The organism is Mucilaginibacter pankratovii, from assembly GCF_014773265.1.
Classification (GTDB): Bacteria; Bacteroidota; Bacteroidia; order Sphingobacteriales; family Sphingobacteriaceae; genus Mucilaginibacter; species Mucilaginibacter pankratovii.
The window spans coordinates 71,020-91,773 of record NZ_JACWMY010000004.1; the positions used below are offsets into that span (position 1 = coordinate 71,020).

Below are 20,754 nucleotides of genomic sequence, written 5' to 3' on the forward strand. Positions count from 1 at the left end.
TATGGGTCATATTTATCCACATTAGTGCTAATAATGATGTATATGTGCGCGCAAAATCGTACTTTTGTATGTTAAACTCCGCCCCGGAGTATGTTATTGTTTTAGATAAATTATGAGCGAAGAAAATCAGGACAGATCGAATTATTCAGCAGATAATATACAGGTTTTAGAAGGATTAGAGGCCGTACGTAAAAGGCCTTCGATGTACATAGGTGATACCGGCGTAAAAGGCTTGCACCACCTGGTTTACGAGGTAGTAGATAACTCGATAGATGAGGCGCTTGCCGGCTATTGCGATACCATTGATGTTACTATCCACAAAGGCAATTCCATAACAGTTGTTGATAATGGCCGTGGTATCCCAACGGGTATCAATACCAAAGAGCAAAAATCGGCACTCGAAATTGTAATGACCGTGCTGCACGCAGGTGGTAAATTTGACAAGGATACGTACAAGGTATCCGGCGGTTTGCACGGTGTGGGTGTAAGTTGCGTTAACGCATTATCTATACACGTAAAAACGGTTGTACAGCGCGAAGGCAAGATATTTACACAGGAGTACGAACGCGGCAAGCCGCTGTTCCCGGTAAAGGAAATTGGCGTGTCTGATAAAACAGGCACCTCCCAAACTTTCCAGCCGGATGCGGAGATCTTTACGTTAACCACCGAGTATAAGTTTGATACTTTAGCTACCCGTTTACGCGAGTTGGCTTTCTTAAATAAAGGCATCCGCTTAAGCCTTACAGACGAGCGCGACACCAACGACGACGGAACCTTTGTAAAAGAGGAATTTTTCTCTGAAGGCGGCTTAAGGGAGTTTGTTAAATATCTTGATGGAACGCGGGTTGCTATCATCCCCGATCCTATTTACCTGGAAGGTATCAGGCAGGGCATCCCGGTTGAGCTGGCTTTTCAGTATAACGACACGTATACCGAGAATGTGCACTCCTATGTAAACAACATCAATACGATAGAAGGTGGTACCCACGTTGCCGGTTTCCGGATGGGGCTTACGCGTACGCTGAAATCGTACGCCGATAAATCGGGCTTGCTGAAAAATATGAAGATAGAAATAACCGGTGATGACTTCCGCGAGGGGTTAACCGCCGTTATTTCTGTAAAAGTGCAGGAGCCGCAGTTTGAGGGCCAAACCAAAACCAAGCTGGGTAACAGCGAGGTGAGTGGTGCCGTTAACGTGGCAGTGGGCGAAATTTTAGGTAACTATTTGGAAGAAAACCCAAGGGAAGCCAAGATGATCGTTCAAAAAGTGATCCTTGCCGCTACTGCCCGTGCCGCTGCCCGTAAGGCGCGCGAAATGGTGCAGCGCAAGAGTGTGATGAGCGGTTCGGGATTACCGGGCAAGCTATCTGATTGCGCCAATAACGACCCTGCTTTATGCGAGTTGTATCTTGTTGAGGGCGACTCGGCGGGTGGTACCGCCAAACAGGGCCGTAACCGCGAGTTCCAGGCGATATTACCATTGCGTGGTAAGATCCTGAACGTAGAGAAGGCTATGGAGCACAAGATCTACGAGAACGAGGAGATAAAAAATATGTTTACCGGTTTGGGTGTAAGCATTGGTACCGCAGAGGATGCCAAAGCGCTTAATATTGCCAAACTGCGTTACCATAAAATTGTAGTAATGACGGATGCGGACGTCGACGGATCGCACATTACCACGCTGATATTAACCTTCTTCTTCCGTTACATGAAGGAGCTGATCGAGTACGGATACATTTACATTGCTTCGCCACCGCTTTACCAGGTTAAAAAAGGTAAGGAGTTTGAATACTGCTGGAACGACGAACAACGTGACGTAGCTATCCAACGCCTTAAAGGGCAGGGTAAGGAAGATAGCGTACACGTGCAGCGTTATAAAGGTTTGGGTGAGATGAATGCCGAGCAATTATGGGATACTACCATGAACCCGGCTAATCGTACCCTTAAAAAGGTAAGCATAGAAAACGCCGCCGAATGCGACCATACTTTTAGTATGCTGATGGGTGATGAAGTTGCCCCGCGCCGCGAGTTTATTGAGAAGAATGCGAAGTACGCGCGTATAGATATCTAATTAGATATGCACATATGCAAATTAGAGATGTGCAGATGCTTTTGATACTTTAATATTTGGCCCCGCTTGAAGAGCGGGGCTTTTTTGTTTTTGCCGCCAGGCAATAATGATAATCAATCCCAAATTCCGTTCTGGGCGGTAAATATCACCGGTTGGCCGCCGGTTACCATGATGGTATGCTCGTGCTGGGCAACAAAGCCACCTTTATTACCATGCAGGGTCCAGCCATCGGCCTGTGTATCGGCAATTGTCGACCGTGTTGAAATGAATGTTTCTACAGCTACCACCGAATTCTTCTTGAAACGTGTGGTGTTATACCTGTCGCAGTAATTAGCTATCTCGTGGGGTTCTTCGTGCAGGCTGCGGCCAACACCATGCCCGGTCAGGTTTTTGATTACGGTGTAGCCCGCTTTTTTGGCTTCGGTCTCTATCAACCTGCCTATCTCTGATATTTTAACACCACCCTTAATGTTGCTGATGGCTTTTCTCAAGATCTCTTTAGATGCTTCTACCAGTTTGCCAAGGCCGTGAAGATCTTCGCCTAATATAAACGAGCCGCCATTGTCGGCCCAATAACCATTTAATTCTGCCGATACGTCGATATTTATTAGGTCACCTTCTTTAAGGATCTTATCCAACGATGGTATGCCATGCGCAACTTCCTCATTAACACTAATGCAGGTATAGCCGGGGAAATTGTAGGTTAAATACGGTGCAGAATGCGCGCCCATCTGTGCCAGCAAATCGCCGCCGTAATCATCAAGTTCCTTTGTTGAAATGCCCGGTTTAGCAAACTCGCGCATTTTTTTTAGGGTGATGGCAACAGCATCACTTGCCTCTTGCATTCCAACTCTTTGCTCTTCGGTAGTTATAGACATTTTTGAGTTTTATCTATAGCAAATTAACAAATAATAAATTTATAATATTAAGCCTACCGCTCCCCAGAGAAATCGCTTTTAAACAAATTGATGATCAGGAGGTGCCTGCGAGGCCTTCAGAGTGTTCTTCTTCCGTTTGGTCACAACGCTATAATTCTTGTTGTATATAACAACTTCGAACGGTATATTTAAGCACCTTATCGCCCGCTCATGAAAAAAACCGTATTTGTTCTTATAATTACTCTTTGTTTAGTTGGCAGAAGCCTCGCTTGCTTAAATGGAGATACAAAAGAGTTAGCTAATGGTGAGCTGCTGTACTGGGACAAAAGTACGTCTACACCAACTGGACATCGTTTTAATGGTAATGCAGACTTTGAGAGATTTCCTCGTGAGCTGGATAATTTGTATAAAAAAACAAATGATATCCGATACCTGTCGGACAAAGGGCTTGTACTTATTGTAATGGGGAAGTACAAAGAGGCTATTGCCCTTTACCTGCAAATTGAAAAGATAAAACCCAACCGTTATTCAACGGCATCAAACATAGGCACTGCGTATGAGTTAGATGGACAGAACGAACAAGCTTTATTTTGGATAGAAAAGGCAGTAAAGCTAAACCAGCATTCACATTACGATTCGGAATGGATACACGTAAATATCCTTAAGGCAAAGCTTGGCGGTAAGCAACTGATCAATACCCAATTTTTGCTACATACCGATTTCGGAACCGATAGTATCCCGCGTACCGCGCTTTCAAAAAAGAAATTGGATTCCTTATCCCAAGCCTTATTTTACCAATTGAACGAGCGTAATTCTTTTGTAAAACCTAAGGATAAAATTGTTGCGCAATTGCTGTTTGATTTAGGCAACCTCACTTTTGTAAGGAGCGGTTACAAGGTTGCGCTTGCTGATTATGCCCTGGCGAAACAATATGGTTACAATGGTAAACTGATTGACCTGCGTATCAAAACAGCCCTCAGCTATAGCAAAAACAATAAAACCATATATCTGCCCAATAATATTTCTGAGAAGAAAAACCCTTTAATTTACATTTGTATAGGCTTAGGTGTGTTGCTCGCTGTGTTTTTAGCGATATTTATATGGAGAAAAAAATATAAGCGGATTGAAGACTCGAGGCAGCTCGGCAATGGCTAATCACTCACCATTCACCACTTGCTACTTCAACACCAGCACCTTCTTCCCAAAATCAATCACTGCTTTATATTTCATTAGTATATCGCTACCTACAACGCCTAATACTTCGGGGTGGCCCAGTTCGCGGTAGGCGACGTTGATGGTAGATAGGTCCAGCACGGCTACTTCAATTTCGGGGATCAGCAGGTTGCCTATCCAGATATTACTGATAACTGCCGTGGCTGATTGCATGGTATTGGTGCCCAAGCCGGTAGAGAGCCGCTCGCTGGCAATAATGGGCGCGTCCTCATTAGCAGCTAAAAGCAACTCGTGATCAAACGCGGTACGTGATGCGCCGGTATCCAGCACCACTTTAAAGGGTTTGTTAAAAATGGTGATATCCAGCAGGGGATGGAAGCCATCTTCGTGCAGGTCTATCATTTGCAGCGGAACGGATATTTTGTTCATTAGTTCAGCGGTTCATTAGTTCATTGGTTTGACGTCATGAAGTCTGAACAGTTACAATCAATATTCACTCCTTCACTAATTCACTCCTTCAATCATTAAAAAGGATACCCTATAGCGATATTCAGTATAGCATTTTTAAAGCTTGGGCTAATGCTGCGGCTGGCGCCATTTGTACTGTAGGGCGTCACCAGCGGGAACCCCAGATCGGTGCGCAGTACCAGCACGGTTGCGTCAAACCTTAAACCAAAGCCGGCATCCACCGCCAGTTGGCTCAAAAAGTTTGGCCCGAATGTGCCGCCCGCCTGGTGTGGCTTTGCATTCCAAACGTTACCGGCATCGGTAAACAAAGCCCCGTAAACAATGCTGAAAAGCTTAACCCGGTACTCTAAGTTGGCTTCGAGCTTGATATCGCCTGATTGATCGGCAATGAAACCTCCGTTTAAGGAACTGGCATCCACCGTGCCGGGGCCGATAGATCGTGCCCGGAAGCCCCTCAAACTATTGGGCCCGCCAATAAAGAATTGCTGATTGTAGGGTAATATGGTAGAGTTGCCATAAGGTAAACCAACGCCCACCAGTAGCCTTGCTGCAATTTTGCTGCCGGTGCCCATTTTATGAAAATACCGCAACTCGGTTTCCACCTTAGCATACTGGTTAAATGTAGAGCCCAGGAAGGTTTTTGCCTTGCCGCCCAGTGTATCGGCGCCGGTTAGCAAGCCGTAAATATTGTTGGACAGACTTAGCTTTCCGCGGTAAAAGATGCTGTTGGTGCGGTAATCTTCGGTAGTGTTATCAAACGTATAGGCATAGCTTGGGCCCCAGGTAAACTGTGGGTCGATAACGTGCTTTAGCGCCGGGTTGCGGTTGTTTGGGTTGTTGATACTATCGGTGTAAAGCTTGCTGACATTGCGCGGCTTTACATAAGTTATCTCCAATAAATTAAGCTCGTTGAGCTTATGGACATCAGTTTTAAAAGAGTAGCCAAAAGAGCCGCTGAACGAATTAAGCGAATACAATTTACTGCGGACTACCGAGGTATAATTAAGTGTAAGCGTAGTGCGCGGGATGTAAGCATTATCGCCCTTGATGTTGAACGGGCCTATGATCCTCGGCCAGGAAATAGATGGCTGGATACCGTATTGGAATACATTGAACCCGCCATTACTGCCGCCTACCTGCACATCGGTACTGGCAAAAAGGGTAACAGCCAGCAGTTCTCCGCCCTTAAAGGTGTTCCTGTTCTTCCAGTTGAGATTTATTTGCGAGCCGGTATAACTTGCTGATGTGGTGCGGCCCAACAGCTCCAGTTGTAAGGATTTGCGTTTATATGGCGTTAAAAAGTAATAAACATCCAGTTTTGGCGAATCGGGCGTAACATCTTCAAAGCGGTTTTTTACATATTGATAGGGCCCCAGGTTAATAAACCTGTTTAGCGAGTTATTATGTTTGGTACGGCTGTAGGTATCGTTGGGATGCAGCAATACAGTATTGGCAAACAGAAAAGGTTTGGCAGTTTTGCGCGGGTCTACCAAATTATACCAACGATAGAACTGGGCCTGGTTTAGTCTTAGGGAAGTATCCCGAAGGGAATAATTAGGGTATACATAAATATTGCGGATGGAGTAGATCTCTCGCGCGCGCTCCGGCGTGGTAGGTTTAATACTTACGATCAGATCAACCTGGTGATTGATGATGGTACTATCCACTTTGATGATCAGCTGCTCGGGCGCAAAGAAAAAGAAACCTTCCTCTTTCAGGCGGCTGTCGATACGGATCCGCTCGGATTTGATCACATCGAGGTTATATTTATCGCCCACCTTTAAAAGGGTTTCTTTCATGGTGCCCCTTACTGCAGTATCCAAACTATTATCGGTAGCTACAGGGAATTCCACGCTGCGGATAGTATACGATGGCCCGGCATTTACCGTAAACTCCGCCTTTGCGGTTCGTTTTTTACCAATGGTATCGCCTCTCACGGTCGATTGAAAATAGCTTTCGTTTTGCAGGCGGTTCTGCATAATAGTGCTGTTCTTCTCCAGGTTTACCTGGCTTATAAATACAGGAGGCTCGCCATACTTGCTAAAGAATTTTTGGATAAAGCCTTTGCGTGCTTTGGTTTTATAATAAAGCCAAAGCTTTATCCGCAGGCCCAGTAACGATGAGTTGGGCTGGGGGCGAACAGTAGCGTTCAATTCCGAACTGATGGCCTTGGCATCGCTGCTCTTAATATCCTTATCCGCAACCTTTACCGAACTGCCTGTGTAAAGCTTCTCGTTTGCTGGTATGTACTTAGTAGTGCTGCAAGCGCTTACCAATAGCGAAAGAAATAATAAATATTTGATATGCTTTATCATTGTATAGTTGTGGTCTGGGTCCTGGTCCTGTCTTCTTTATCTTTTTGCTGAGAGGCTTTCTCCTGCTCGTCTTTTATTTTTTGTTCCTCCTGATAGCGTTTGCGCATAGCTTTCTCTTCTTCGCTACGCTTGCGGAAGATCTCACGGAAGCGGTTATAGTCAACAGTCAAGGAGAAACCAAGGCCTGTTTCCACTATCTGGCCCTGTATCACCACGTACTCATCCTTCCGGTAAGCACGCAGGGTATAACGGCCATCCTTGCTCAACTTATAGGCAACCGATACATTGCCTGCAATGTTGGAGGTCTTTTGTCCGGCCTGTGCACCTTCCAGGTTAAAGTTGTTACCTACGGAGACTGTAAGTCTGTCGCTCAGGAATCGTTTGGATACGCCAATGTTCAGATCCGTTCGGTTTTGTGCCGTACCCGATGAATAATCCTGCCCGGAGCTTAAACCAAAGTTAAGGTCCACTCCGGAGATTAAACCGCCTGCAAGGCTGTTCAGCTGGTCGGACAGCAGGCTGCTTACGCTACTGCGGATAGCACCTTCTATACCCGCGCTGCCACCCTGGCTTTGCAGCGGGTTATCGCCTATAAAGTGGCCGAGCACCAATACGCCAAGTACCTGTTTATTCAGTTCGTTAGGGTCCTGTCTTATTTGGTTCAGGCGGGTATTAACGGTAGTGGTAACCTCTCCCGATACATTGTAATTACTATCGGGCAGGGTAATATCAAAGCTGATATCGGGTTTCAGCAGTTCATTCCGCAAGTTAAGGTTTACGTTGAAAGGGAGTTTTTGCTTGTATTGGGTGTTGTTTACATCGCCTAACTGGTTTGCTACCAGGTCTATCGGCGGCACGTTGGCCACGTAGATCGCGGTCAGATCTATATTAGCCATGGTTGGGTCGCCGGTCCAGGTGATGGTGCTGCCTTGCTTAAAGTTAAACTTACGGCTAACGGTAGCGTACGATAGGTTATACGAACCTTGGTTAACCACATACGTACCGGTTAAACTTGTTTTCCCGCTTGGGTCTATTCCGCCGCTCAGATGTGCTTCGCCTTTTAGTTGTACCACATCGCCGTTGCGCTCATCTATTACAATAGTAAAGTTGGCGTTCTTGTCTATGTTAACCGTAGCGTTCACATCCAGCCCGGTTATTTCAGATTGTTTTAACGAATCGAGCTGCCGCGCCAATAATATCGAATCCATCGCCGGGGCGCTTCGGTCTATAAATTCAACAACGCCTTTTCTGTCCTCCACGCCGGGGTCGGTAGTGGGGAGTACGAAAACCATGTCTGTTTTTTCGTTCACGGTTAAGTTTGCGTCAACAATCGGCTTTGCCATATCGCCGCGTACCTTCACGTTGGCATCCATAAACAATTTGCCGTAGAACAGTTGATTATCCGCCTTGGTGGAGTTGATCACCCGGAAGTTATTCATCCGGATATCCATGCCGAATTTAAAGTCGGTATAGGTTTTGGTATAAATGGCGCCGGTAACAATGGCCTTGTTGTTGGTAGAATCTACCAAAGTAAAATCATTAAAGCGGATGCCTTCATCGTTAAACGTAATGCTTTCCTGCGGCATAGTGAAGTAGGAGTTGAGCATAGCTACATTGAACCCGACCTTATTAAAGTTGACGTTCCCCCTTACTGCGGGCGCCGCCATTGTCCCCGTTATTTTAAGCTGCCCGGTAATATTACCGCTGGAGTTGCGAATGCTGCCGAAGCTAAAGCCTTCGATGCTCTTCATGCCCAAATTCACGATGTTCAGGTTCAGGTCGAACCGGCTTTCGGGCAGGGTGTAGTACATGCCGTTCAGGTCTACCTGGTTGCCTTTGCCGGTGATGTTCATCTGCGCGGCGTAGGCATTAGCGGTTTGGTTATTTACCTTCAGGGCGATGTTGCCAACGGTATCGCCTTTAAAGTTAAAATCGCTTACGTTGATGGCTGCCTCAAATACCGGTGATTTCTGGAAGTTGCTCACCACCGCGTTACCATTAATGGTACCGCCTACCAGCAGCGAATCCTGTTTGGCCATTTTGGTGAGGGTTTCTATTTTAAAGTTCTTAAAATCTACGTTGACAGGCGCATTGTATTGTCCCGATGGTGTGTTAATGCTCAACACCTGGTTGCTGTTGGTTAAGCTGAAATTGCGGGCCAGGATACCTTTGTTCCCAAATTCGAGTGCGTTGTTTGGGTTAACCGCCCATGGGGTGTAATCCAGCAATACGCCATCCTGCAAAAAGCTGAACTGGTACTCATTAGGTATCACACTGAAAACGCCGGCTACGCGATATCGTTCTTTTTTCGCCGCATCGCGCACCTGCAGGCTAATGCCAAGCTTGTCGTTCTGCGCTGCGCCGGTTACACTGGTGTACAACAGATCTAAGGAGGAGCCCACTTTTATCTCGTCTGCGGTTAAGCTGTAATTCAGGGCATTGTTGCCGGTATTAATGGCGAGTTTTGCATTATTAACCGTATTAGTGCCATAGATAACTTTTGGTATCGAACCGTCTACAACCAATTCGCCGGTGCTGCTGTTGAAGCGGCCATTGATCAGCACAGGGTCGAGCTGTTTCAGATCGGGCGCGAACTTTTCTACCAGTGGCGTTTTCACCATCCGGGCATCAAACGTAAATTGCTGCGGGGAGTATTTAGTTTTAACAACCGGGGTTTTGCTCACCAGGTTGGTGTTGTAATATTTGTTGATCACATCCATCACCGCGGGACCAACTTCGGTAAGCTTGTACTTGCCACCCATGTGGGCATAAAATACCGGGGTCTTCAAACGAAGGCTGCTGCTATCGGCATTAGCGGTGGAGATAAGACTTACGGTATCTAAATTTATGCGCTGCCCCGCATTGTTTACCAGCAGGTTGGTAGCCAAAATGTTGGCGTTGAGGTAATCTGGGTCGGCGGTTGGTACATCGGCCACTATCTTGCCATGAAAACGCATCACCGTTTTGGTAAAGCCGAGTTTCTGCAGGTCGATGCTATCTACCATTAGCGTTGCATTTACCGATGGGTATTTCTTGTTCATATTAGCCTTTGCATCCAGGCTAAAGTTGATGTTAGGATCAACCATGCGGGCATTTGCCACGTAAGCGCCGTTGCGGGCGGTACCTTTTACAATAAGGTTTTTGTAGGTGTACCCTTTAACGTAAGCGCTTACAACATTACCGTTAAACTTCAGACTGGCAGTTTTTGGGTCGAGCCCGGCGCCGCTGATGTTAGCGCTCATGGTAACCATGCCCACCATTTGCGGTTGTTTGGTAAGCGCGCCCATATTCAGGTTATTGGCTTTGATGTTGGCCGAATAGGTTTCGCTACCCTTGCGTTTGCCGCTTTTCATCGCCGCCACCAGGTCTACCGCGCCATAGCTGCTGCGGAGTTTCATGTTGGTGTTAAAGTTTTTCATGGTGCCTTTAAAGGTGCCCCTGAGGTTCATGTTTTCGGGGATGCTCACGTTCGGCGGGATGGTGCCTTTTGGTGCCAGCCTCACAATATCGCGGCTGCTGGTACGGAAATCATTAATGGTAAGGTCGAAGTAGGCCTTCTCCACATCAGGCAAACCGCGCATGTTGGCAGATGCTTTTACATAGGTATTGCCAAATCCGCTCAGTTCTATATTCGGGATGCGGAGGTTGCCTACCGTGCCGGTAACGCGACCATTAACCTTTAAAACTGTATTAGGAGAGGATTTAAATGGCTCCATAGATGCCATGGTAGGCATCAGCAAGAGTATATCGCGTAAGCCTAACTTGCTGCCATCTAAATTTGCGTTGATGCTGAGTTTGCCCAGGTTATTGGTAAGCGATTCGATGGATGGGTAACCCACCTGCAGGTCTTTTTGAATTACTGATCTCGGTGTTTGTACCAGCAGATCCTTCAAATATGCATTCTTCGGCCCGTAGAAGAAGGTGGTATGAAACTTATCTATTTTCAATCCGCTCTTTTCGCTAAAAGTGAAGGAGTTAACCCGTCCGGAGAGGCTATCGGGGTTATAGGCTATTTTCTCTACATCAGCATTCAGGTTTTTGATATTCATGTGTGCAAAATCGATGCCACGGGGTATGGCTTTCTGCGCATCATTATCAAACTTAATGTTGTTGTTAGTCAGGGTTATTTTACCGAGGTCGGCTGTCCAGCCTTTTGCCGTTTGCCTTACTGAAACCAGGGTATCCAGCTTTTTAATTGCCTTATCAACAGCCTTGATAATGGTTTTTGGTTTTTCAAATATCAGCCCTGCATCGGTGTTGCTTAATTCAATCGACTTAACGCCCACGTGCTGGTTCTTCAGATCTATCTTATCCATGTTCACCAAAAACTTACCCAGGTTTACCGATGCGGCCATTTCGTTGCTGCGATAATCAACTTTTACCTTATCCACGTTTATCTCGCCGAGGGCGAGGTCCATATTTAGGGGTGTAACGGCGGTATCAACCGTAGCAGCCTGCGCAATGGAGGAACCTGCCGGCGTTTGGATAATTTTGGCATTCACTCCGCTCAGGTTTATCTTGGGGATAGTGAATTTCATCTTATCCAGGTCGAAATCCTTAATACGGGTATCAAAATGGCCGAGCAGGAATTTTACATCGTTGCCGGTGGTGACATCTTTGTAAGCGACGTTTATCCGGTCTAAGATGATCTTATCTACCGAGAACTGCATGGTGGAGGTAGTATCGGTAGGCTTTGGCTCTTTTTTTTGCTCGCCGGCAAAAGCTTTAATAATATAATCGAAATTGAACAGGCTATCCGGCCCCCGGCTTATTTTTGCGGTGATGCCTTCCAGGTTTATCTCGTTTATTTCAACCTTATTCTTCAGTAATTTCAGCAGGGTGATATCCACCTTTAGCTTATCCCCTGCAATAAGGGTATCTTTCTTCTGGTCTTCAAAGTAAACATCCTCCAGCACCAGCAATTTGGGCAAACCGAGGCTGATGTGGCCTATCTCTACTTTGGTGTGAATTTTATTTTGCAAAAAGGTAACCGCTTTGTCTTTAGCGTAGTTTTGCACGGCGGGCACCTGTATTAAAATAACCACAAGCAACACCAAAAAGATGATACTTGCAATTATCCAGAGAATTGTTTTGAGGGCTATACGTCCAAATCGTTCCAAATCTGTAAATGTTATAGTTAATTTTTTCTATTATAAAGAAAATTCGTTCGAGCCATTGCGCTACCTTGCCAACATTCTTACACGGGCAATTGTTTTTTGAAAAGACTACTTTTAGCTAAGAAAATCGCTTATTTTAAGCATGTAATGCAAAAATTACTTCAGTTTAGCAGGTGCCAGCCTTGCTTTTTAAAAATTTAGTGCAAGATGCGCAAAATGCTGTTTCCTCGTCTAAATGATTTCCACCTTTTGCATCGCGCATAAAGCAACCTTTAACAGGGCAGTGCGCCAAACCCTGGGTATGTCCTAATTCGTGCAAGGCCAGCTTGCAAAACTGAGCCGCCAATTTTGCTTTATTGAGCCGGTAAGTTGATACCACGCAGGCATTACCGGGTTGAAAGCCGAGGCCCATAACGCCCCAGTCGGTTATGTTTACATTTCGGGTGCTTATATCCTGGTCGGTTAGTCCAATAATAACCGTATCGGCGCTGCCAAAGTTATCGAGATAGCTGATGAGCGAATCTGCCCGGTAGCGGCCGCGCGGCGGATAGTAAGCCTTTGCAGGTAAGGGAATGGCGCTCCTTAATATCGCTTTTGGGTTTACTTTTTTCAAACTTTCATAAACTGTCTTTACGGTTGCGGATTGCATCCCCGCAAAGGGCTGAACCACAAACACCCGCTGTGCCGGCGGCAAATTTGGCTCGCAACCGAATGTTGTGAATAACATCGCGATAGCAAAGAATAACCAAAATCCCGATCTGGTTGGCGGCGAGGGTGTTTTTTGCATCGGGCTTTTTTGCTTTAAAGATAGGTGATGATTTTTCCACAAAAAGCTGTTTGCCTTTCGATTTTTGATAAATTTGTAATCTACACGATACGGAGAGAAAGATACTATGCCCGAATTTTCGCACTTACACGTTCATACCCAGTTTTCGCTGCTTGACGGGGCCGCCGATATAACCAAGTTATACAAAAAGGCTGCCGCTGATGGTATGAAGGCCCTTGCCATTACCGACCACGGTAACATGTTTGGCGCGTTTAAATTTGTGGCCGAGGCCGGCAAGCATGGCGTAAAACCCATTGTAGGCTGCGAGTTTTACGTGGTAGACGATCGCCATAAAAAGCAGTTTACCAAAGAGAAAAAAGATAAGCGTTATCACCAGCTGATGCTGGCCAAAAATGCCGAAGGGTATCAAAATCTTATCAAGCTTTGCTCCCTTGGTTATATGGAAGGCCTTTACAGTAAATGGCCGCGTATAGATAAAGAACTTATCCTTAAATATCATAAGGGCATTATTGCCACCACCTGTTGCCTGGGTGCATCGGTACCGCAGGCTATTTTGCGGGATGGCGAGGCGGCTGCCGAGATTGAATTTAAATGGTGGCTTGACCTGTTCGGTGAAGATTTCTATATCGAAATGCAGCGCCATGATATCCCCGAACAAAATACGGTGAACCTGGTGCTGGCCAAATTTGCCAAAAAGTATAACGTGAAGGTGATCTGCTCAAACGATTCGCACTACGTGGATCAGCAGGACTCTAACGCGCATGATATTTTGCTTTGCGTAAACACCGGCGATTTGCAAAGCACCCCTATAGCTACCGATGAGGAAGGCGGTAAGGGCTATCGTTTCGGTTTTACTAACGACCAGTTCTATTTTAAAACGAAGGATGAGATGGGCAAGTTGTTCCATGATATCCCCGAGTCCTTAGATAATACGCAAGAAATTGTTGACAAGGTTGACACGCTAAAACTAAAGCGCGATATCCTGCTGCCTAATTACGTTATCCCGCCAGAGTTTAAGATCCACAGTGATATGACGCCCGACGCGGATACCCTGAACCAGTGGGAGTACCTAAAGCACCTCACTTTTATGGGTGCCAAAGAGCGTTATATTGACATTAGCCCCGAGGCGGAGGAGCGTATCAACTTCGAGTTGTTCACCATCCGCACCATGGGTTTTGCCGGGTACTTCCTTATCGTTGCCGATTTCATCAGGGCCGGGCGCGATATGGGCGTATTCATTGGTCCCGGCCGTGGTTCGGCGGCTGGATCGGTGGTGGCTTATTGTACGGGGATCACCAATATCGATCCGCTGAAATACAACCTCCTGTTCGAGCGTTTCCTCAACCCGGATCGTAAATCGATGCCGGATATTGATACGGATTTTGATGACGCCGGTCGCCAAAAAGTTATCGATTACGTAGTTGATAAATATGGCAAGAACCAGGTGGCGCAAATCATCACCTACGGCTCCATGGCCGCCCGTACCAGTATCCAGGACGTAGGGCGCGTATTGGATATGCCTTTGGCCGATGTGAACGCGCTGAAGAAGCTGGTGCCCGATACCCTGGGTATCAACCTGAAAACGGCTATTGAACAGGTGCCCGAACTTCAAACCATCTACAAATCAACCGATCTGAAAGGGATTGTGCTTCGTGAAGCAGAAAAACTGGAAGGTTCGGTACGTAATACAGGTGTACACGCGGCGGGTATCATCATTGCCCCTTACGATTTAACTGATATTGTACCGGTTGCCACCGCTAAGGACTCGGACCTGTTGGTTACCCAGTACGATGGCCGTGTAATTGAAGATGCGGGCGTAATTAAGATGGACTTTTTGGGCCTGAAAACCCTTACCATTATTAAAGATGCCCTGCGCATGATCAAGCTGAATCATGACGTCCACATTGATATCGATTATATTCCGCTTGATGATGTTAAAACTTATGAGCTTTACCAGCGCGGCGATACCAATGGTACTTTCCAGTTTGAAAGTGACGGTATGCAAATGTACCTGCGCGATCTGAAGCCAGATAAATTTGAGGATTTAATTGCCATGAACGCCCTGTACCGCCCGGGCCCGATAGAGTACATCCCCAACTTTATTAAACGTAAGCACGGGCAGGAACCGATAGTGTTCGATTTGGCCGATATGGAGGAATACCTGGGCGAAACCTACGGTATTACTGTGTACCAGGAGCAGGTGATGCTTTTGTCGCAAAAACTGGCGGGCTTTAGTAAAGGCGATGCCGACGTTTTGCGTAAAGCGATGGGTAAAAAGCAGATAGAGGTGCTTAACAAAATGGAGGCCCAGTTTATGGATGGTGCCATAGCTAAAGGCCACCCTAAAGATAAGCTAACCAAAATATGGACAGACTGGAAAGCATTTGCCCAGTATGCGTTCAACAAATCGCACTCTACCTGTTACGCTTTTGTGGCCTACCAAACGGCTTATTTAAAGGCGCATTACCCGGCAGAATACATGGCGGCGGTTTTAAATAACCAAAACAATATGGAGAAGATCACCTTCTTTATGGAAGAATGCCGCCGTATGGGGGTAGAGGTTTTGGGGCCCGATATCAACGAAAGCGCTATGGCCTTTGCCGCAAGCAAAAAAGGTGTTATCCGTTTCGGAATGGCGGGCGTAAAAGGCGTTGGCGAAAAAGCGGTAGAAAGCATTATAGAAGAGCGTAACGAGCGCGGCCCTTACACGAGTGTTTATGATTTCGCGCAACGCTCCAACACACGGTCAGTAAACCGAAAATCGTACGAGAACCTGGTTTACGGTGGCGCTTTTGATGAGTTTGGTTTAAAACGCGCACAATTCTTTGCCAAAACAGAAAATGGACTTTTAACCGGTGTTGAGCGCCTCATCAAATACGGAAACGACTACCAGAACACCAAAAACAGCTCGCAATCGTCGTTGTTCGGCGGATCGGTAGCTTCTTACATTCCCGAACCTGCAATGCCCGAGGCAGATGAATGGCCGCTGATAGAAAAACTGAAGTACGAAAAGGATGTTATCGGGATCTACCTCACCGGGCACCCGCTTGATAACTACAAACTGGAGCTGGAGAAATATTGCAACACCACCATAGCCGAGCTAAAAGTTGTACAAAAAGCCCGCTCCGGCGAAGGCGGCGAGGAGATAATGAACAAGTTTGCCGAGCTGCGTAAACGAGGCGAGATCTGTATCGGCGGGCTGGTTGGCAACGTACAGCATAAAACCACCAAAATGGGCAAACCATTCGGCACATTTATGCTGGAGGATTACGATGAATCGTACGAGTTTGCTTTTTTTGGGGAGGATTATGTAAAATTCCGCAACCTGATGGTGGATGGCTATTTCCTGCACATTAAAGGCAATATAGAAGAAAAATTCAGGCAGAAGGACAATTGGGATCTAAGGGTAACGGTAATGTCGCTGCTCTCAGAAATGCGCGATAAGCTTACCAAATCCATTACGGTGAATCTTGATATCAGAACGCTGAACGATCAGATCATCGACAACCTGATACAAATGGTTAATTCCAATAACGAGAAGTATCCATCGCGAAGCTGCGCGCTGAAATTCAAGATAAATGATGGGGAAGATTCGATGTACGTTAACCTCTCATCCAAAACCCATAAAGTAAGCCCAAGCGACGACCTGATGGCCGAGATTTTGAGCTTGACCAACACAAGCGCGGTGCTGAATTGAATTTGATGATTTGATATTTTTTGTTAAGTTTGGAAGACAAGTAGTTGATGATGACTACAATAAACCGCTCAGCCTAAAATATTATGATCAAAAAAATTGGTTTACTCCTTGTAGTGCTTGCATTTGTTTTGGTTTGCCAGCCCGGTGCAAGCTATGCGCAGTCAGTTAAAAAGGGAATGATAAAGGTAACCATACTTTACCCGGCAGGGGAAGGCAAAACCTTTAATATGGACTACTACAAAACCAAGCACATCCCCTTACTTGTAAGTTTATTTGCAGGTGCCATTAAAGCTACTGTCATCGAAAAAGGAGTAGGGGGCAGGGCTCCCGGCGATCCGGCACCTTATGTAGCAATCGGTTCGCTATACTTTGAAAGCGTTGCAGCTTTCCAGGATGGGATGAAAACCTACGGCAAGCAAATTAGAGACGACATCCCAAACTATAGCAATATTACACCGGTTGTGCAGATAAGTGAGGTGGTTGAATAACAAACTGATTAACGGAAACGAATGCCCAATTGAATTGAGTTGATGCTTTAATATTTATATGTTAAATTTGATTAAGGAGGTAAGCATATGATAACTACAGCGATAAGAGAGAAGCTACATGATTATATCAATGAAGCTGACGATGCTAAAATCAAGGTACTCTATTCAATGATGGAAATTGATTTTGAAGAAAAAGTTAGTAGCTGGGAAGACGAAGATTTTCTTGAAGAATTGGACCGTCGTAAAGCTGAGTTTGAAAGTGGAAAAGTAAGGGGTTCAACTTGGGAAGAAATAAAAGCTAAATATTGATTTCAATTGGACCATCAGTACGAAATCATTTTTCATCCGGAAGCAGAGAAAGAGTATGCTGAAGCTTTAGATTGGTATGATAAAGGTGGAGAAGGTTTACGACAGCGACTGCGCCATTGCATATCCGTTCAACTTAGCTACTTATCAAAATCCCCCGAAATTTATGCCGTCAAAAAACGAGGATACCGAGAGTGCCCGGTTACTGTTTTTCCTTATGTGTTGGTCTTTATGATATATCCCAAAGAAAACATAGTTTATATATATTCGGTATTTCATAGCAGCAGACATCCGGCACCTAAATACACACGAAAAAAACCTCATTAATTCAGGCTTCCACTTCTACCGGCTCCCTAAACGTATAACAACTCGCATCTGCAACTTTTATGGTATCGCTGTTTACGGTTAAAAAATGCGCACCCCATTTTTCTAAGGCATAAAATATCGAGGCCAGTTCTTTACCTAGGTCGGTAAAGGCATATTCTACACGCGGAGGTACTTCGGGGTATACTTTGCGGGTTACAATCTTATCCTCTTCCAGTTCGCGCAGCTGTTGCGAGAGCATCTTTTCAGTCATGCCCTCTATGCTGCGGCGGATCTCGCTGTAGCGCCTTGGGCCGGCCATTAATTCGTTCAATATCTTCACTTTCCACTTGCCGCTTATTACGCTGAGGGCGGCTTCCATGCTGCAGGTGTATTCGGGATGTCGTTGTTTTGTCATCTTTAAAAACTGAGAATTGCTTTAAGCCCAATGCGCCCATAACCTACCAAATGGTGCGCTCCGTACAAAATGGTGCATTCTTGACGCAGGCCTGAACCCGCTGTACCTTTGAGCTATCAAAACAAAGATAATGAAAAAGTTAACTAACAAAACAGCAGTAATAACAGGCGGCAACAGCGGTATAGGCCTGGCCACAGCAAAAGAATTTATAGCCCAGGGTGCAAAAGTTATCATCACCGGGCGTAACCAAAAATCGATAGACGAGGCCATTGCCTTATTGGGCGAAAATGCATCAGGTGTGATTGCCGATAGCGGCAACATGGCACAGATAAAAACCCTCGGCGAACAGGTGAAAGCCATAAGCCCTAACATTGATATCATCTTCGTGAATGCCGGCATAGGCAAGTTCAACTCGGTTGATCAAATGACCGAAGAAATGTTTGATGAGATAATGGACATCAACTTTAAAGGCGCCTATTTTACCCTGCAGCAATTGTTGCCGCTGGTGAATGATGGCGGCTCTATTGTGTTCAATACTTCTATCAATGCACATATTGGTATGGCAGGGGCAAGCGTATATGCAGCAAGTAAATCAGCATTGCTATCATTAACCAAAAACTTGGCGGTAGAATTATTGCCACGTAAAATACGTGTAAATAGCGTAAGCCCGGGTCCTATTGGTACACCATTGCACAGCGCCGATAAATTGGGTATCACTAATGATCAGTTACAGCAAATGGGCGAAGGCATTTTGAAACAGATCCCGGTTGGCAGGTTCGGCACAGCCGAAGAACTGGCCAAAGTGGTTACCTTCTTTGCATCAGATGATTCTACCTTCCTGTTAGGATCTGAACTGATAGCTGACGGCGGGATGTATAATTTATAAAATGGTTGAATTGTTTGGGATAATGGCCGGAGCTTTTGCTTTGGCCATTTTTTGTATATAAAGGTCAACTAATGCGCTGATAACAGCGATAACGGACCCAGAAACCACGGTAATAAAAATGCCAACCACCAATGCGCCAAGAGCGGGCATGCCGCAAACACCACGGTCGGGACTTGTGGCTGTAAGTTCGTTTAAAACGATATTCATGCATATAAACGAGCAAACAATTCCGCTGAATAACGATAACACAAAAATTACGACAAGCGGTATTCGTATTTTGCCCGTGAGCCTAAATAACGAAAGGATGATCTGTAAAACGGGTGCCGCGAAGAGTAGCAGGAGCTCCATAAGTAGCTTTTATATTGATACTTCAACCACAAAAAGGTAACCCTAAACCGCCTGATTATTACACATCTGTCATAATTATCCACATTGTTAATATAATTGTCACATTGGCAGGTACCCACTTGTGGCAAGCTATTTGAATAGTATATATTTGTACACTAAAAATTTAAAAAATAAAAATCATGGCTTTAGAAATAACTGATGCAAACTTCGAAGAACTTGTTCTTAAATCAGATAAACCGGTACTTGTTGATTTTTGGGCAGAGTGGTGCGGTCCGTGTAGGATGGTTGGCCCGGTAGTAGAAGACATTGCTAAAGAATACGATGGCAAAGCCATTGTAGGTAAAGTAAACGTAGATAACAACCCCGGCATATCAATGAAGTACGGCATCCGTAATATCCCTGCCTTATTGTTCTTCAAAAACGGCGAGATCGTAGATAAACAAATTGGCGCTGTACCAAAATCAGTACTGGCCGAAAAATTGGCTAAACAATTAGTATAGTTAGCTATCATATATTAACAAAAAAGGGTTCCGATATGTATCGGAACCCTTTTTTGTTGGACTATCTTTAATCCCTAAGTCCTTTATCTTTTCTCCAAAGAATTACATCCTACTTACGCTGCCGCTGCCTGCTTTTGAGGTATTGATGCTTTTTGGTGAGCCGGTGTAATGTACATCGCCGCTACCTATTACCGAGGCATCAATTTTGTTGGAAGCGTTTACCCTGGCATCGCCCGAGCCTGCTACCCGTACGATGGTGGTGCCGGTAACCAGCCCCTGACCCGTGAAATCGCCCGAGCCTACTACGCTAACGGTTGAAGTATTTGCGCTGCCGCTGATGGTGATATCGCCAGAACCCGCGATGCTGCTATCCAGGTCTTTAACGTTGAGTTTGCCGGTGATATCACCCGATCCGGTTAGCTTTAATTTTAATGAAGTAGCTTTTACACCTTCTTTAAAGATTACGTCGCCGCTGCCCGAAAGGCTGATGGCGTTTACATCTTTGATAGCCACGTAGATAACTACTTTTTTATCGTGCCAGCTCCAGTTGCCATTTTCTTCGCGTTTGGTATAAATTTTAAGGGTACCGCCTTCTACTTCGGTTACAATACGGCCAATGATATCGGCAGGGGCATCAACCTTTACTGATTCTGATGAGCCCTGGGTAATGTAAACATCGAACGAACCTGCTACGCTTACCGCGCTAAAGCCGGTTAAATGGCGGTCTTCGGTACTGTTTTTAGCGAATGTAACAGCGCTGATAGCTACCAATACCGCAGCCAGTATAAATTTCTTTAGAGATCTCATAGTTTTATTGTTTTTGTTCAACCTATTAGACGCTCATTATTTTTGATTAGTTGCACCATCTTAAAAATAATTATTCGGCCTGTGCGAGATAATTTTCAACTGTATCATTTCGGACAAAAAGTGGCAAAATTACCTTCCAAAATTTGCTAAAATTTGCTTTTTTGTCTCGTTTTTAAGGTGGTTTTTGCTGCC

The 20,754-nt window shown here is 45.5% G+C and carries 17 protein-coding genes; 8 read left to right on the forward strand and 9 right to left on the reverse strand.

Annotated features, from left to right (window positions below):
• The first annotated feature begins 112 nt into the window (after window positions 1-112).
• Window positions 113-2,071, forward strand: coding sequence for a DNA topoisomerase (ATP-hydrolyzing) subunit B (gene gyrB, locus IDJ77_RS08745; RefSeq protein ID WP_191188567.1), 1,959 nt, complete (start codon window positions 113-115; stop codon window positions 2,069-2,071).
• Window positions 2,072-2,184: 113 nt separating this feature from the next.
• Here gyrB and map read toward each other — a convergent pair whose 3' ends face one another.
• Window positions 2,185-2,949, reverse strand: coding sequence for a type I methionyl aminopeptidase (map, locus tag IDJ77_RS08750; RefSeq protein WP_191188568.1), 765 nt, complete (start codon window positions 2,947-2,949; stop codon window positions 2,185-2,187).
• 402 nt (window positions 2,950-3,351) lie between these two features.
• On the opposite strand from map, the gene IDJ77_RS08755 reads away from it, so the two are divergent.
• Window positions 3,352-4,104: a tetratricopeptide repeat protein gene (locus IDJ77_RS08755; protein WP_191188569.1), complete on the forward strand. Its 753-nt coding sequence runs from the start codon at window positions 3,352-3,354 to the stop codon at window positions 4,102-4,104.
• A gap of 21 nt (window positions 4,105-4,125) precedes the next feature.
• On the opposite strand, the gene IDJ77_RS08760 is transcribed toward IDJ77_RS08755, so the two are convergent.
• The 5 genes from IDJ77_RS08760 to IDJ77_RS08780 all read right to left on the reverse strand — a co-directional run bounded on the left by IDJ77_RS08760 (window position 4,126) and on the right by IDJ77_RS08780 (window position 12,849).
• Complete coding sequence (locus IDJ77_RS08760; RefSeq protein ID WP_191188570.1) at window positions 4,126-4,551, reverse strand: aspartyl protease family protein; 426 nt, start codon at window positions 4,549-4,551, stop codon at window positions 4,126-4,128.
• Between the two features lie 95 nt (window positions 4,552-4,646).
• On the reverse strand, window positions 4,647-6,905 hold the full coding sequence (gene tamL / locus IDJ77_RS08765) for a translocation and assembly module lipoprotein TamL (protein WP_191188571.1): 2,259 nt from the start codon (window positions 6,903-6,905) through the stop codon (window positions 4,647-4,649).
• Window positions 6,902-12,025: a translocation/assembly module TamB domain-containing protein gene (locus IDJ77_RS08770; RefSeq protein ID WP_191188572.1), complete on the reverse strand. Its 5,124-nt coding sequence runs from the start codon at window positions 12,023-12,025 to the stop codon at window positions 6,902-6,904. The genes tamL and IDJ77_RS08770 overlap by 4 nt, the downstream gene beginning before the upstream one ends.
• 163 nt (window positions 12,026-12,188) lie before the next feature.
• The gene (locus tag IDJ77_RS08775; RefSeq protein WP_191188573.1) at window positions 12,189-12,635 is read right to left on the reverse strand and encodes a Zn-dependent protease; all 447 of its coding nucleotides are present in this window, start codon (window positions 12,633-12,635) and stop codon (window positions 12,189-12,191) included.
• A gap of 4 nt (window positions 12,636-12,639) precedes the next feature.
• On the reverse strand, window positions 12,640-12,849 hold the full coding sequence (locus IDJ77_RS08780) for a hypothetical protein (protein WP_191188574.1): 210 nt from the start codon (window positions 12,847-12,849) through the stop codon (window positions 12,640-12,642).
• A 66-nt stretch (window positions 12,850-12,915) separates the two neighbouring features.
• Here IDJ77_RS08780 and dnaE point away from each other — a divergent pair, with 66 nt between their 5' ends.
• The 4 genes from dnaE (at window position 12,916) to IDJ77_RS28020 (ending at window position 17,627) form a co-directional block, all read left to right on the forward strand.
• On the forward strand, window positions 12,916-16,506 hold the full coding sequence (gene dnaE / locus IDJ77_RS08785) for a DNA polymerase III subunit alpha (RefSeq protein ID WP_191188575.1): 3,591 nt from the start codon (window positions 12,916-12,918) through the stop codon (window positions 16,504-16,506).
• 83 nt (window positions 16,507-16,589) lie between these two features.
• Window positions 16,590-16,994: an EthD family reductase gene (locus IDJ77_RS08790; protein WP_191188576.1), complete on the forward strand. Its 405-nt coding sequence runs from the start codon at window positions 16,590-16,592 to the stop codon at window positions 16,992-16,994.
• Between the two features lie 87 nt (window positions 16,995-17,081).
• Window positions 17,082-17,303 carry an addiction module protein gene (locus tag IDJ77_RS08795; RefSeq protein ID WP_191188577.1) on the forward strand — a complete coding sequence of 74 codons (222 nt, stop codon included), beginning with the start codon at window positions 17,082-17,084 and terminating at the stop codon, window positions 17,301-17,303.
• A 6-nt stretch (window positions 17,304-17,309) separates the two neighbouring features.
• Entirely contained in the window at window positions 17,310-17,627 is a 318-nt protein-coding gene (locus IDJ77_RS28020; RefSeq protein WP_191188578.1) for a type II toxin-antitoxin system RelE/ParE family toxin, read from the forward strand.
• Window position 17,628: 1 nt separating this feature from the next.
• Here IDJ77_RS28020 and IDJ77_RS08805 read toward each other — a convergent pair whose 3' ends face one another.
• Window positions 17,629-18,021 (reverse strand): winged helix-turn-helix transcriptional regulator, encoded by a 393-nt coding sequence (locus IDJ77_RS08805; RefSeq protein ID WP_191188579.1) that lies wholly within the window; start codon window positions 18,019-18,021, stop codon window positions 17,629-17,631.
• A gap of 130 nt (window positions 18,022-18,151) precedes the next feature.
• Here IDJ77_RS08805 and IDJ77_RS08810 point away from each other — a divergent pair, with 130 nt between their 5' ends.
• A complete protein-coding gene (locus IDJ77_RS08810; RefSeq protein WP_191188580.1) occupies window positions 18,152-18,907 on the forward strand; it encodes an SDR family oxidoreductase in 756 nt (251 codons plus the stop codon).
• Here IDJ77_RS08810 and IDJ77_RS08815 read toward each other — a convergent pair.
• A complete protein-coding gene (locus tag IDJ77_RS08815) occupies window positions 18,902-19,255 on the reverse strand; it encodes a hypothetical protein (protein ID WP_191188581.1) in 354 nt (117 codons plus the stop codon). The two genes, IDJ77_RS08810 and IDJ77_RS08815, sit on opposite strands and share 6 nt — an antisense overlap.
• Window positions 19,256-19,434: 179 nt before the next feature.
• Here IDJ77_RS08815 and trxA point away from each other — a divergent pair, with 179 nt between their 5' ends.
• Window positions 19,435-19,755: a thioredoxin gene (trxA, locus tag IDJ77_RS08820; RefSeq protein WP_191188582.1), complete on the forward strand. Its 321-nt coding sequence runs from the start codon at window positions 19,435-19,437 to the stop codon at window positions 19,753-19,755.
• A gap of 102 nt (window positions 19,756-19,857) precedes the next feature.
• Here the strand turns inward: trxA and IDJ77_RS08825 are convergent, their stop codons facing one another.
• Window positions 19,858-20,562, reverse strand: a complete 705-nt coding sequence (locus IDJ77_RS08825) for a head GIN domain-containing protein (RefSeq protein ID WP_191188583.1) — start codon at window positions 20,560-20,562, stop codon at window positions 19,858-19,860.
• Window positions 20,563-20,754: the final 192 nt, after the last annotated feature.